This window comes from [Erwinia] mediterraneensis (assembly GCF_900604315.1).
Taxonomy (GTDB): domain Bacteria; phylum Pseudomonadota; class Gammaproteobacteria; order Enterobacterales; family Enterobacteriaceae; genus Pantoea; species Pantoea mediterraneensis_A.
In genome coordinates, this window is sequence record NZ_LR026980.1 from 89,093 (window position 1) to 101,341 (window position 12,249).

At 51.5% G+C, this 12,249-nt stretch carries 12 protein-coding genes; 8 read left to right on the forward strand and 4 right to left on the reverse strand.

Going from position 1 to position 12,249, the window contains the following annotated elements; genetic code table 11:
* Positions 1–12: 12 nt before the first annotated feature.
* Entirely contained in the window at positions 13–807 is a 795-nt protein-coding gene (locus E0E17_RS19400; protein ID WP_130835811.1) for a helix-turn-helix transcriptional regulator, read from the reverse strand.
* A gap of 111 nt (positions 808–918) precedes the next feature.
* Between E0E17_RS19400 and E0E17_RS19405 the strand changes: the two genes are divergently transcribed.
* From E0E17_RS19405 to E0E17_RS19425, 5 genes are all read left to right on the forward strand, one after another.
* Entirely contained in the window at positions 919–1,686 is a 768-nt protein-coding gene (locus tag E0E17_RS19405) for a class I SAM-dependent methyltransferase (protein ID WP_130835812.1), read from the forward strand.
* A gap of 197 nt (positions 1,687–1,883) precedes the next feature.
* Positions 1,884–2,105, forward strand: coding sequence for a helix-turn-helix domain-containing protein (locus E0E17_RS20660; protein ID WP_207302108.1), 222 nt, complete (start codon positions 1,884–1,886; stop codon positions 2,103–2,105).
* A gap of 16 nt (positions 2,106–2,121) precedes the next feature.
* Positions 2,122–2,646, forward strand: coding sequence for an MmyB family transcriptional regulator (locus E0E17_RS19415; RefSeq protein WP_130835813.1), 525 nt, complete (start codon positions 2,122–2,124; stop codon positions 2,644–2,646).
* Between the two features lie 108 nt (positions 2,647–2,754).
* Positions 2,755–3,207 (forward strand): DUF2946 domain-containing protein, encoded by a 453-nt coding sequence (locus tag E0E17_RS19420; protein WP_130835814.1) that lies wholly within the window; start codon positions 2,755–2,757, stop codon positions 3,205–3,207.
* A 71-nt stretch (positions 3,208–3,278) separates the two neighbouring features.
* Positions 3,279–4,994 carry a DUF2534 family protein gene (locus E0E17_RS19425; RefSeq protein ID WP_130835815.1) on the forward strand — a complete coding sequence of 572 codons (1,716 nt, stop codon included), beginning with the start codon at positions 3,279–3,281 and terminating at the stop codon, positions 4,992–4,994.
* Between the two features lie 313 nt (positions 4,995–5,307).
* Here the strand turns inward: E0E17_RS19425 and E0E17_RS19430 are convergent, their stop codons facing one another.
* On the reverse strand, positions 5,308–5,577 hold the full coding sequence (locus tag E0E17_RS19430) for a hypothetical protein (protein WP_130835816.1): 270 nt from the start codon (positions 5,575–5,577) through the stop codon (positions 5,308–5,310).
* A gap of 517 nt (positions 5,578–6,094) precedes the next feature.
* On the opposite strand from E0E17_RS19430, the gene E0E17_RS19435 reads away from it, so the two are divergent.
* Positions 6,095–6,808, forward strand: a complete 714-nt coding sequence (locus tag E0E17_RS19435) for a helix-turn-helix transcriptional regulator (RefSeq protein WP_130835817.1) — start codon at positions 6,095–6,097, stop codon at positions 6,806–6,808.
* Here E0E17_RS19435 and E0E17_RS19440 read toward each other — a convergent pair.
* Both E0E17_RS19440 and E0E17_RS19445 read right to left on the reverse strand, forming a co-directional pair.
* Positions 6,791–7,438: an acyl-homoserine-lactone synthase gene (locus E0E17_RS19440; RefSeq protein WP_130835818.1), complete on the reverse strand. Its 648-nt coding sequence runs from the start codon at positions 7,436–7,438 to the stop codon at positions 6,791–6,793. The two genes, E0E17_RS19435 and E0E17_RS19440, sit on opposite strands and share 18 nt — an antisense overlap.
* A gap of 696 nt (positions 7,439–8,134) precedes the next feature.
* Positions 8,135–9,103, reverse strand: a complete 969-nt coding sequence (locus E0E17_RS19445) for a magnesium and cobalt transport protein CorA (RefSeq protein ID WP_130835819.1) — start codon at positions 9,101–9,103, stop codon at positions 8,135–8,137.
* Between the two features lie 432 nt (positions 9,104–9,535).
* Between E0E17_RS19445 and E0E17_RS19450 the strand changes: the two genes are divergently transcribed.
* Positions 9,536–10,933 carry an NAD(P)/FAD-dependent oxidoreductase gene (locus tag E0E17_RS19450; RefSeq protein WP_130835820.1) on the forward strand — a complete coding sequence of 466 codons (1,398 nt, stop codon included), beginning with the start codon at positions 9,536–9,538 and terminating at the stop codon, positions 10,931–10,933.
* Positions 10,930–12,147: an NAD(P)/FAD-dependent oxidoreductase gene (locus E0E17_RS19455; RefSeq protein ID WP_130835821.1), complete on the forward strand. Its 1,218-nt coding sequence runs from the start codon at positions 10,930–10,932 to the stop codon at positions 12,145–12,147. The genes E0E17_RS19450 and E0E17_RS19455 overlap by 4 nt, the downstream gene beginning before the upstream one ends.
* The last annotated feature ends 102 nt before the right edge of the window (positions 12,148–12,249 follow it).

A 12,249-nucleotide genomic window follows, 5' to 3' on the forward strand; every position in this document is an offset into this window, starting at 1 on the left:
GGACGCCGGGGTTTACGCCGGCGTTTTCCCTTCAGGCAGCAACATCACCATTTTCAGAGAACGATTGCTGGTCAGTTGCCAGCTTACCTGACGGTAATGCAGTTCCCCCTGCTGCGCATGGCGAAAAACGCGCTCGCCGCCCTCTCTGACAATCACTTGCTGGCGTTGCCAGAAAGCATGAAATGAGGGACTTTCGCGTGTCATCTGCTGCACAAAGGCGTTCAGGGTTTCATCATGGGCATAATGCATCGCGTCGGCGCGCAATTCTGCCACGAGACGACTGGCCCGCGCCTCCCAGTCAACCACCAGCTGCTGCGCCAGTGGATGCAAAAACATAAACTGCAGCATATTAGGATGCGCATCCTGATCCAGCCAGCCACAGAACAGCCGTGCTGCGGGCCGGTTCCAGGCCAGCATATTGCAGGTCAGGTCGAGTAAATAACAGGGTTCGTTCACCTGATGCACCGCCGCGAGCACAGCATCGTCAACCTGCGGGATCGTCTCTTCCAGCGGATCGCTCTGCAATGCCAGCCGGAAAAGGTAATTTCTTTCCGCGGGTTTCATTTTCAGTGCCACGGCAATATTCGACAGCGTCTGCGCAGACACCACTATCTCACGTCCCTGTTCAATCCAGGTATACCAGGTGGTACTGATACCGCTCAGCTGCGCCACTTCTTCGCGACGTAAGCCCCGGGTTCTGCGCCGTGCCATCACCGGCAAGCCCAGCATTTCCGGCGAAGTGTTTTCCCGCTGGCTGCGCAAAAAGGCACCCAGGGCTTTCGGCCCTGAAAGCAGCGTGTGATCCATAAAGAGGGTACCCCTTATACCAGTATAACTGGCAATATTGTACCCGTATAAAGCCGGCAGTATAGTGATTTACGCTTATTACATTTACCTGCCACGAGACGGAGACGACGTATGAAAAACCACAGTCATGAAGAGTTAGTGGGATCGCAGTTTGGCGATCGGGCGCAGGCCTATCTGCAAAGCCAGGTTCATGCGCAAGGCGCGGACTTAATACGGCTGGCTGACTGGCTGCATGATGATGCTGAAGCCAGCGTACTGGATGTGGGCTGTGGTGCCGGCCATGTCAGTTTTCTGGCGGCAGGGAAAGTCGCGCAGGTTACGGCTTATGATCTGTCAGATAAAATGCTGACCGTCGTACGCGAGGCGGCAGCGGCTCGGGGTTTAACCAATATCACGACCTGCCAGGGATACGCTGAAAAGCTGCCTTTTGCTGACGCCAGCTTTGACGTAGTGATCAGCCGCTACTCCGCTCATCACTGGCATGATGTGGGACTGGCCCTGCGTGAAATCAGACGCGTCCTGAAACCAGGCGGCCGGTTTATCCTGATGGATATTGCGTCAACCGGACAGCCGGTACGGGATATCTGGTTACAGACGACAGAAATGCTGCGCGATCCTTCACATGTACATAATTACTCGCAGGGGGAGTGGCTGTGCATGGTAAATGAGTGCGGTATGCAGGTGACCGCCCTGATCCCGGATCGACTGAGACTGGAGTACAGTTCCTGGGTAGAGAGGATGAATACTCCGGAGACTTTCCGGCAGGCGATACGTCTGTTGCAGCAGCAGGTCTCCGCAGAGGTCCGCGGCTATTTTGCCATTGAAGAGGATGGCTCTTTCACCACCGACACCATTATGTTCCAGGCTGAATGGCGATAACGTTAGCGGGAACTGCCTCTCTCTGGCAGCGCGCCTGTGCAACCCCGGGGGCCTGACGGAGACAGTTGCGGCGGGATAACCTCTCTGGCCGTTGCTGTCCCGTCAGCCTCTTTCAGCGAGAGGAAAACAACCTTATTGTGATTGACTGCACGGATGCTATGATGCGCGCCCCCGCAGCAGGTACCTGTTTACGCATCATGAAAAGCCAGAACGCTCTCAGCCAGTTTCTTCTTTCCCACCTGCACAAAATCGACCCTGCCGAATACGGTTTTTCCCATGCCGGACGCCGGATTAATGGATTGCGCCGTGAAGAGGTGGCTCAGCAGGCCGCGGTATCGGTCAGCTGGTATACATGGCTGGAACAGGGGCGCGATAGTCACATCGTCCTGCAACCTTACAACATATTGGTAAGGTGCTAAAACTGGATCGTACCGGATGGATTACTTACGTGCCCAGGTGCCGGGCGGTGAGCTGGTCTCCGCGTCACCGCAGGAAATTTCACCGACGGTTAAGCGTGTCGTTGATGATCTGGCACCCCATCCCACCTTTGTACGTACTGCCAGTATGGATATTATTTACTGGAACACTGCCGCGACTGAAAAAATTTTCGACTGGTCAACGCTGCCTGTTGAGCAGCGTAATTCCCTGCTGCTGATGTTTGGTTATGATGGATATCAACAACGCATTGAAAACCGGGGGTGCGCCGCACGCCATACCGTTGCCAGTTTCCGTACGACCTTTGCGCTCAGCAAAAGCAAAGCGCGCTTCAGTGAGATACTGACAGCCCTCTCTGCCAGCAGCGCTTTTCAGACGCTGTGGCAGGAAATGCACGTCGAGAAAATCGGCCAGGGCGAAAAAGTCATCCGCAACGCACGGGGAGAGCAGGTGAACTATCGCTATGTTTCTCTGGAAGTCGAAAACAGTCCGGGCATTTTTGTCATCTGTTATCTGGCGATGTAGCGCCTTTTGTTGCGGCCTGTCGCGCAACAGATGTCAAAATAGCTTAACACTTGTTTTTGCTTCGCGTTACACTGCCGCCACTGATGTCTGACCACCCGCCCGACTCTGATGATGGTATCGCGTACTGCTCAACAACATTTCACTGCCTGGCTGGCCATACTGGCTGTGCTGCTGCTGTTTATGATGCCGGTCGTGTCCACATCACTGGTAGAAGCGCACCAGAAAAAAATGCCTGATGCGTATACGGACGTTGCGGCCAGAACGCATCTGCATCAGCACAACACGCCACTGCCGGAAGCCGCCGTTGCAAAAGAGGATCCGCAGGCAGCAGACATTCACCGCCCGATGTCGGCAGAGGGACTGGCCTGCGGTTACTGCGATCTGTTGGTTCACGTTCCGCTTATACTCTGGCTCTTTCTGCCTTTTATCTGGCAGATAACGTTAATCGCGCGGGTGCAACCCGTCGTGACGATCAGTGCGCCCGCGAGGCGTCATCCTTACGGTTTTCCTCATCCCCGAGCCCCACCCCCGTCCCTGACCGGTACCTCTTACGCTGTTTAACCGATCATTTTTTTCCTGCCTTCGTCAGGAAGAAAATGATGTACCTTGTTATCCTGACAACAGGACTGGCTATGTCTTATTCAACGACTCATGCATCTCCAGGGCACCATGCACTCTTCGCGCTGTTGCGACGACTTCATTTTTATATTGGCTTGTTTATTGCTCCCTTTATTTTTATCGCCGCGCTGACCGGTACGCTTTATGTTCTGACACCGCAAATCGAAAATGCGCTTTATGCCGATGCGCTTGCCGTCGAACCTCAGGGTGCACCGAAACCCCTTTCTGAACAGATCGCTGCGGCCCGGGCTTATGTCGGTGAAACGGTTAAAATTTATGCCGTCCGTCCTGCGCCTGCGCCCGATGAGACCACGCGCGTGCAGTTTTTTGCTGCCGATGCCGGAGAGTCAGAATCACGCGCCCTGTTTATCGATCCTTACCGGTTGCAGATTAAGGGCGATATGACCGTCTACGGAACCAGCGGGGTGCTGCCGCTGAGAATGTGGATCGATAAGCTGCATCGCGGACTGCTGCTGGGCGATGCCGGTCGTCTCTACAGCGAGCTGGCAGCTTCCTGGCTCTGGGTGGCTGCGCTCGGCGGTCTGGTGCTCTGGCTGGGCAACCGGGCGCAGCGTCAGACGAACAAAAGCCGCCACCGCATCGCCCGCACCCGACACTGGCATCTTACGCTCGGTCTGATTCTGCTGGGCGGCCTGCTTTTTTTCTCTGTGACCGGCCTGACCTGGTCACAATGGGCCGGCAATAATATCAATAAGCTGCGCGCTGAACTTGGCTGGCTGACGCCACAGGTCAGCGTTGCGCTTGACCGTTCGGTACTTGCAGAAGCGCCCGATGCGCATGCTGACCATCGCGCCAGCCAGAGGGAGGCTGAGCCCGCGGATACGCCGATGGGCAGACCGCTGCGGATTGATAATAACAGCGCCAACGGTGACTGGGACCGGGTATTGAGCGCCGCACGTGCGGCTGGCCTCGGGGCTGCAAAAATTGAACTGCGGCAGCCGGCAAAAGAAGGCAGCGCCTGGACAGTAACAGAAATTGATCGCAGCTGGCCTTCCCGGGTCGATGCCGTCTCGGTGAACCCACATAACTTCACGATTGTCGATCAGGTCAGGTTCAGAGACTTTCCGCTGGTAGCGAAGCTGACACGCTGGGGCGTCGACGCGCACATGGGCATTCTGTTTGGTCTGCCTAATCAGCTTCTGCTGGCGGCCTTTGGTGCAGGATTGTGCATATTGATCCTGTTGGGCTATCGCCTGTGGTGGCTGCGCAGGCCTGCCGCACCGGACGCCCGCAGCACACAGACCCTGGTAGCCAACTGGCTGGCGCTGCCGCGTCGCTGGAAAATCATCTCCCTCGTTCTGGCGTTTGCGCTGGGCGCGAGCCTGCCGGTGATGGGAGCGAGCCTGCTGCTGTTTATCCTGTTTGATCTGATGCGCCAGGAACACCAGCATAAGCAGGCGACACGCCTTGTCGCGCCGTTGGTGAAGGAGAAGAAGCAGGTAACTGCACGCTCGGCGATACGCCAGAAAGAGAAGCGTCACTTTCTGACTGCCGTTGCGGTTGTCGCACTGATTGCGGGTAGCGTAATGACCCGGGCCATCATCGGCGGTGCTCTCGAGGCCTATGCGATTCCGCTCAGCGAATGGTCGCTGCAGCTCTACGTGACGCATATTATGATGATAGCGCTCTACACGACGGTGTTTACCGCTCTGTTCTCCGTTCCGCTCTGGTACTTTTTCCTGGGGGAAAAAGCAGAGCCGCAACAATAATTTTTCAGCGCACCCGGACCCATCGGGTGCGCCGTTACGACCCGCTCGCCGGGTTTAGACGGATGACAACGGGTTCCCTTCTGGTTTCTGTTATCAACGCGAATAACGCGAATAGTGTTTTTTTCGACATTAAGCTTTTTTGTAAGCCGATTTTCCGGCATGTTACTTTGCAACCCGGAAACAGATAAGATAAAAATCCTTTTTTCTCAACAGGTTATTATTACGCTCCGTGTCCTGTTCTCCCGACCAGTTTTGCGTATTCTGATCAGAGGGCGATAGCGGAACGGGCGTCAAGGGTTTACAGGGGTGCCTGCTAATTCACATCGTGATCCAGCGGGCTTCGGAAAGCATGTCGCGCAGCGTGCATCAACTGACTGGCGGTAACGGTGGGAGGTAAGCGGTTCAATACTTTGCTGGCCTGCCAGTAGCAGAGTATCAATACTTCATCCGTCTCTTTTTCCGCCATTTCCCGTAGGCGCGCACGCAATGACAGAACATCAAGCGTTTGCTGCTCATCCATCATCTCATTAATCGTCTGGTTAATGATCTGATGAATTATTTTCCAGGAAAGTTCAGTAAACAAAATTTGGCCTCTTTGTAATGCTTCTCTTCTCTAACCTGCTCAATGTATCAGGAGATACCGGGTGATGCAGTACCGAAGCGTTTAACGAGTCGACACAAGTGAGTAACTATAGCCCTCCTGTTACTTTCTACCCGGGCTGCAAGCTGAGCTATAAAAATTTGATTTTAATATCAATAAACTATCACCAGAGGTGATGAAAAAAAGCGCACTTTTACGCAAAAATGGCGCCTTCGTTACTGAAAAATGCTGCCCGCGGGTCTGTTTACTGCTGGTCGCGATGTTGCCTGGCGCTGCACGGGCAACCAGAGAGAAGAGAGGTAGGGTCAAAAACGGACCGAATGCGTCAGAACGAAGTTCCGCCCTGCCCTCCTGCCCTGAGAAGCGCGTTACATCACCCTCATGCATAAGCGCAGCGGTTATCATTTCATACCTTTTGATTTAAATCCAAAGATAAATAGATTACCATTCACTTAAGGGAATATGGGTTTAATAAAACAGTCAGGTGATATCAGTTAAAATGAACAGTAATTTTTATAATAACGAGGGAATTAATGGGGTCATCAGGAAAAAGCTGAATGACAAGTTCGCTCATTACGGGTCGTTAATTTTCGCCTATGCCATTATGAATAAAAAAGAGCCGTTAAAAATGGCCATTATCAATAATCACCCAACCTGGTTTGATATCTATCTGGAAAAGCACTATCAACTCATTGATCCTGTAATAATAAAATCGTTAAAAACGGTTCAGGATTTCTCGTGGGATAAGGAAGTGTTAACTCCTGCCAGCTATAAGCTGCCAAAAATCTTTGCTGCAGGCGAAAAGCACAATATTGAATCCGGACATACTTTTGTACTGCATGATTATAAAAATAACCTTGCGGTATTATCACTTATCGCATACGAAAGTTGCAGTTTCGATATTGAAACCAACCGGGCGGCGCTGCAGTCTTTCTTTATCTCCCTCCATGAAGAGATGCTCCGTTCCTATGATGGCATTCATAAAAATAACGCAAATGCGCTGTCACAAAGAGAGAGTGAAGTGCTCTATTGGGTAGGACTCGGCAAAACCTATTTTGAAACTTCTGTTATTCTTGGTATTTCTCAAAGAACGGTCAAATTCCATATCAATAACATTGTCAAAAAATTGGGTGTTTCGAATGCCAGGCATGCTGTAAAACTGAGCATTGAGCTGGATTTATTAAACAGCCAGAAATCAGCAGAGGAAAGCTAGCGGCCAGTGATCAAGCGAAGCAGAAGTAAGTACAGGATCTTTTTTTCCTTTACTGACCATGTCATTGACGCTGGCTCTGTCTGCAGGCATATAGATAAAGTATATTTTTTCTTTCTTTTCTGATACTCCTTCCTGAAGCAGGATAATTTTCCAGCCTGATCGCTGAAAAATCAAATACATCGTTTGACTGACAACGGCATACATACCTTTGAAATCATTAGCTATGCAGTAATTTATCATTGATATAAAAATCATTTTGCTAAGTGGATAAGCGCTTAAGCCCAACGTGTTTCTTTTATTTTTATCAATGAACAAGCGGGTAACTTCAATATAACTACCATCATCTGGCAGTGTTATACCGCCAAAAAAATCAGAAAAAATCTCGCGTGTCATATTTCTGTGCTGTGTATTGATAAAGCGCGCGCTACAAATGATTTCACCTGCGGTCATGCCAAACAGATAAACGGTATTCTCTGTATCGTATTCATCATATTCCAGACCGTTATGGCTGTTAACGCGCCAGTTCAGACGGGACTTAAAAGTCTCATGTCTTAAGCGGTAAAGATCATGCGCCTGATGATGAGATAACTCAGCATAATCCATGGTAAAAAATTCAACAATTTTATTCATCAAGGTGTCCTGATTAAGGGTCAGATAGGTTGTTTTTTTAGCCTGCCATGCGCCTGCAACTGGGTTACTTTAGACTAACTGTACTTTAGTACAGCTAGTATCTGCTTCGTTATGACAGTAGGATAAAAAAATTACCTGACCTCCTTGTTATGTTAAACAAACAGGTCAGGTGGCCAGCGGCCAACACCAGGGAAATCTAAGCCGGCCTGAAGCCGGTTACCAGGGGATAAAATAATTTTATACTTATTTATTCCCGGTAATTAATAAAATAATTATCAAGTCTACTGAAACAATCGACAGCGCTCAGGTACGCATCCAGACGTACCAGCGTTTGCTGTCAATCGACAAAAATAATTTAAATACTTCCATTCTTAATTATCTTATAATAATTAGTCATTTTTGGCACGCAGATTTTCATCCTCCCCGCGCATTTCCCTCAGGCAAAGCATGCCTTGCGTGGCTGTGGTGCATGCATCTGACCTCACCGCTCACCCGAACAGCATCCCCTTTACCATCATGACGCGGAACGCAGCACGCCGGCAACGGTAACATCATGCCTGTTAAGCACTTGCTGTGCCTGATATAAGTCCCCCCATCTGACAGACAAGATCTCTGAAGCTGTCACTCAGCGCATACATGTGCTGAAGCAGAGGGTAAAACAGTCATCAACCCCACCTCTTCCGGGGCGGGCAGCAATTACAACCATTTCGATCGCTTAAGTCTGCGCCAGAGTCCCAGGCAGATAACCAGGGTCACACCCAGCACAGCGGGATAAGCCAGTTCGCCCTTTAGTTCCGGCATATGTTCAAAGTTCATGCCGTACATGCTGAAAATAATGGTCGGAATAATTAAAATCGCCCCCCAGCCTGCGAGCTTCTTACCGACCTCATTTTGCTGAACAGAAACCAGCGCCAGATTAACGTGCATTGCACTGGTCAACATATCCCGCATATCTTCTGCATCGGTAACCACATGGCGTGCATGATCCTGCACATCACGAATATAGGCGCGTAGCGATGCGGGGATAATCTCCTCGTGAAACCGCACCAGCTGCTGGCAAATTTCGGTAACCGGCATGGCAGCGTTGCGTAATTCCAGCAGTTGGCGTCGCAAGGTATAAACGCTTTTTACCGTCTCACGATTGAATTCGGTGCGGAACATCGCGTCCTCCAGTTCACCGATGCGGCTGATCAGCGAAGCGGTGATCTGGCTGTAGTGATCGACAATAAAATCGAGAAGGCAGTAAAACGCATATCCGGGCCCTTCGCTCAGCAGCTCTGTATTCTCCTCCGCCCTGAGGCGACTCGGCGCATAACTTTCTGATGCGCCGTGGCGCACGGTGATCAGGAAATTTTTGCCGATAAAAAAGTGCGTTTCACCGAAGTCGATCTGATGATCTTCCTGCAGCTGCGCTGTTTTAACAACAATAAACAGCGAATCTCCATACAGCTCTATTTTAGGCCGCTGATGGGCCGTCAGCGCATCTTCAATGGCCAGATCATGCAGGCCAAATTCCTGCTGCAACTTGTGCATAAAATCTGCATCAGGTTGCCACAGGCCAACCCAGAGAAAAGCCTTTTCTTCATTAATAACCTGTCTCACTTCTTCCAGATGAATACTCTCGTTACGCTTTCCGTGACGATAAACCACACTGTTAATCATCATACCTGAAACTGCTCCATGAGATAGACCGAGGCCCGCAGGCGCCAGAAAATTGATCTCACAAGGGTAGCAGTCTGGCAGAGAAGAAAAAGGTAAAAACAGCGCTTCAGGCGCAACAAAAGCGGATTTGTCGCTGCGCCCGACTCTCTGCCGCTCCGCTCTGACCATCAACAGGCTCTACGGATTGTGTCTGTTACCCACACATCCCGCTCTCCTCTGTTGCTACCTCTACAGGTAAACCCACATTGCACAGGGCGTTTTACCTTCACGAATAATATTTAAAATAGTTATTTTAAACAACGATTTACAATATATACAATAATTAAAACCGCCTGTGCGACAATATCTTAAATGTGGTATCAACTTTGTTTTCACGTTGTATTTATGTGGTATTTGTGATTTTATAAACACAAACCCGCTGTTGAGATAATGTTAATGACACTGTGGAATGAAAATGTTGATGTGGTTGTCATCGGTGGTGGTGTTGTGGGCTGTGCCGTATTCCGCCGCTTTGCGCTGATGGGCGCCCGTACGCTCCTGCTTGAGAAAGGCGGAGATATTCTGTCCGGTGCCAGTAAGGCGAACAGTGCCATTCTGCACACCGGCTTTGACGCGCCTGCGGGCAGCGTGGAGCTGCACTGTATGCAGGCCGGCTATGCTGAATATCTTGCTATCCATGAGAAAATGAACCTGCCGTTGCTTAAAACAACCGCCATCGTCGTCGCGTGGAATGAGGAACAGCTCGCTGCACTGCCAGGGATCGTCAAGCAGGCCCACGACAACCATGTTACCGATGTCGAACAGATTTCTGCTGCGGAGGTCTATCGCCGGGAACCCAACCTGGCTCCCGGTGCGCTGGGAGGCGTTTATGTCCCGGGAGAATATGTCATTGATCCCTGGAGTGCCCCGCTGGCCTATATGACCCAGGCTGTCATGCATGGCGGTCGCTATAAATTCAACTGTGAAGTGCAAGACGCTACGCGGGAACAGGACGGATGGTTACTGACGACCTCTCAGGGTCAGGTACGTACCCGACTGGTGATTAACTGTGCCGGTAATCATGGCGATCTGATCGACGGATTCTGGCGTCAGCCTGATTATGAAATTCGTCCGCGCAAAGGCCAGTTCCTGGTTTATGACAAAGCGGCCGCAGCGGAAATTAAGGCGATTATTCTGCCGGTACCCACAGCAACAACCAAAGGCGTTCTGCTGTGCCGGACGATTTTCGGCAATCTGATCCTCGGGCCTACAGCTGAAGAGCAGCAAGACCGTAACCGCGCCGATGTTGACGAAGCCGTGCTACAGGGGCTGATTGCAAAAGGCACCCTGATGTTGCCTGCACTGAAAAATTACACTGTCACCGCCACCTATGCCGGCTTACGCCCGGCAACGGAACAGAAAGCGTACCGGATTTATGATTATCCCGATGACCAGTGGATTAGCGTCGGTGGTATTCGCTCTACGGGCCTGACGGCATCATTGGGTATCGCCGCCTGGGTAGAAGATATTTATAGAAACCGTTTTGCAGAGCTGTTTCCGCTCACCGCACCGACAGAACTGCAGTGGCCCAAAATGCCCATGCTGTCTGAATATGAACCGCGTGATTATACCTGCGCCGGCAATGGCGGCATTGTCTGCCACTGTGAGCTGGTGACCCGCCGCGAGCTGGAAGCCACGTTCAATTCCGCCGTACCACCCGAGTGTATTGGTGCTCTGCGACGCCGTACCCGCGTCATGATGGGCCGCTGTAACGGCTTTTTTTGCAGCAACAACGTGGCTGAAATTGTAGGGAATCGTCTGGACAACACGCTGGTCGTCGGGAAGGTAGAATGAGCACTGAATATAACGTCATCATTATTGGGGCCGGTCCGTCCGGTCTTGCCGCAGCCCGCGCATTGTCTGAAGCCGGGGTGAAAGATGTATTGCTGATCGAAAGGGAAAAAGAGGCCGGTGGCGTGCCGCGTCATTGCCGTCATCCTACTTTTGGCCTGCAGACGTTCCATTACCCTATGCATGGCCATGTCTGGGCGGACCGGCTCCTGAAAATGGTCGCGGGACAATATGAGATCCGTACCAGCACGACAGTGGTGGGCATTCATCCTGCGGGCAGAGTTGAAATTACGTCTGATCGGGGCCTGGAAACGCTACAGGCAAAGCGCGTGATTATCGCCACAGGTGTACGCGAAACGCCACGCCATGCCAGGCTGGTCAGCGGCCTCAGACCTCAGGGGATCCTGACCGCCGGTGCGCTGCAGCAGTTTATCTATCTGAAAAAACTCAAGCCGGGCCTGCAACCGGTGATTGTCGGTTCCGAACTGGTCAGCTTTTCTGCGATCTGGACGCTGCGCAATGCTGGCATTAAAGCTGTCGCGCTGATTGATGAAAACAGGCGTCCCACAGCGTTCCGCCTCAGCGTAATCTATGCACGCCTGTTGGGCGTCGCCGTACATCTGGGCGCGCATATCATCCGAATTAACGGTACTGAGCGGGTTGAGAGTGTTGAATTCAGTGGAGCTGACGGCGAAGCCCATAAACTTGCCTGCGACAGCATTATTTTTACCGGTCGCTTTACCGGTGAATATACGCTTATCCGTAAAAGTCACCTTGCTTATGAAGCGGAAACAGGCCGGCCACTGTTTGATCAATATGGTCGCTGCTCCGATCCCTGCTATTACGCAACAGGTAACATGACGCACCCGGCAGATATGGGTGATCAGTGTTATCAGGAGGGGCAACGCATTGGACAGTTTGTCGCACAATCGCTGCAGGGTCAGGAAAGCGCAGACTGTGACGTACCAGTGCATCTGGATGATACCTTTCGTCTGGCAGCGCCAAACCGGGTGAGCGGCGGCCGTCAGCACAGCGAACCCGTTACACTTAATGTCCGCGTTAATCATTATTACAAAGGAACGATTGTGGTACGGGACGGGGAGCGGGAATTGTACCGGGGCAAGCATCGCTGTCTTCCCGAACGCAGGGTCCTGTTGAAGAATATTGATATTTCAGGCATCACACCGGAAAGCGAAATTACCATCAGCACGCACTGAACCCTCGCCAGAGGTAATACAGGGCAGAGCCACAGGCTTTGCCCTTTTTTTATGCGGGCCTTTTTCCTGCCCTTCGGTTATGCGTTTACCTTTTGTCCCGAT

Coding starts and splice junctions, on each gene's coding strand:
- E0E17_RS19455 (WP_130835821.1), top strand. CDS start 10,930: ATGAGCACTGAATATAACGTCATCATTATTGGGGCCGGTCCGTCCGGT.
- E0E17_RS19435 (WP_130835817.1), top strand. CDS start 6,095: ATGAACAGTAATTTTTATAATAACGAGGGAATTAATGGGGTCATCAGG.
- E0E17_RS19450 (WP_130835820.1), top strand. CDS start 9,536: ATGACACTGTGGAATGAAAATGTTGATGTGGTTGTCATCGGTGGTGGT.
- E0E17_RS19425 (WP_130835815.1), top strand. CDS start 3,279: ATGTCTTATTCAACGACTCATGCATCTCCAGGGCACCATGCACTCTTC.
- E0E17_RS20660 (WP_207302108.1), top strand. CDS start 1,884: ATGAAAAGCCAGAACGCTCTCAGCCAGTTTCTTCTTTCCCACCTGCAC.
- E0E17_RS19400 (WP_130835811.1), bottom strand. CDS start 807: ATGGATCACACGCTGCTTTCAGGGCCGAAAGCCCTGGGTGCCTTTTTG.
- E0E17_RS19405 (WP_130835812.1), top strand. CDS start 919: ATGAAAAACCACAGTCATGAAGAGTTAGTGGGATCGCAGTTTGGCGAT.
- E0E17_RS19415 (WP_130835813.1), top strand. CDS start 2,122: ATGGATTACTTACGTGCCCAGGTGCCGGGCGGTGAGCTGGTCTCCGCG.
- E0E17_RS19420 (WP_130835814.1), top strand. CDS start 2,755: ATGATGGTATCGCGTACTGCTCAACAACATTTCACTGCCTGGCTGGCC.
- E0E17_RS19440 (WP_130835818.1), bottom strand. CDS start 7,438: ATGAATAAAATTGTTGAATTTTTTACCATGGATTATGCTGAGTTATCT.
- E0E17_RS19445 (WP_130835819.1), bottom strand. CDS start 9,103: ATGATGATTAACAGTGTGGTTTATCGTCACGGAAAGCGTAACGAGAGT.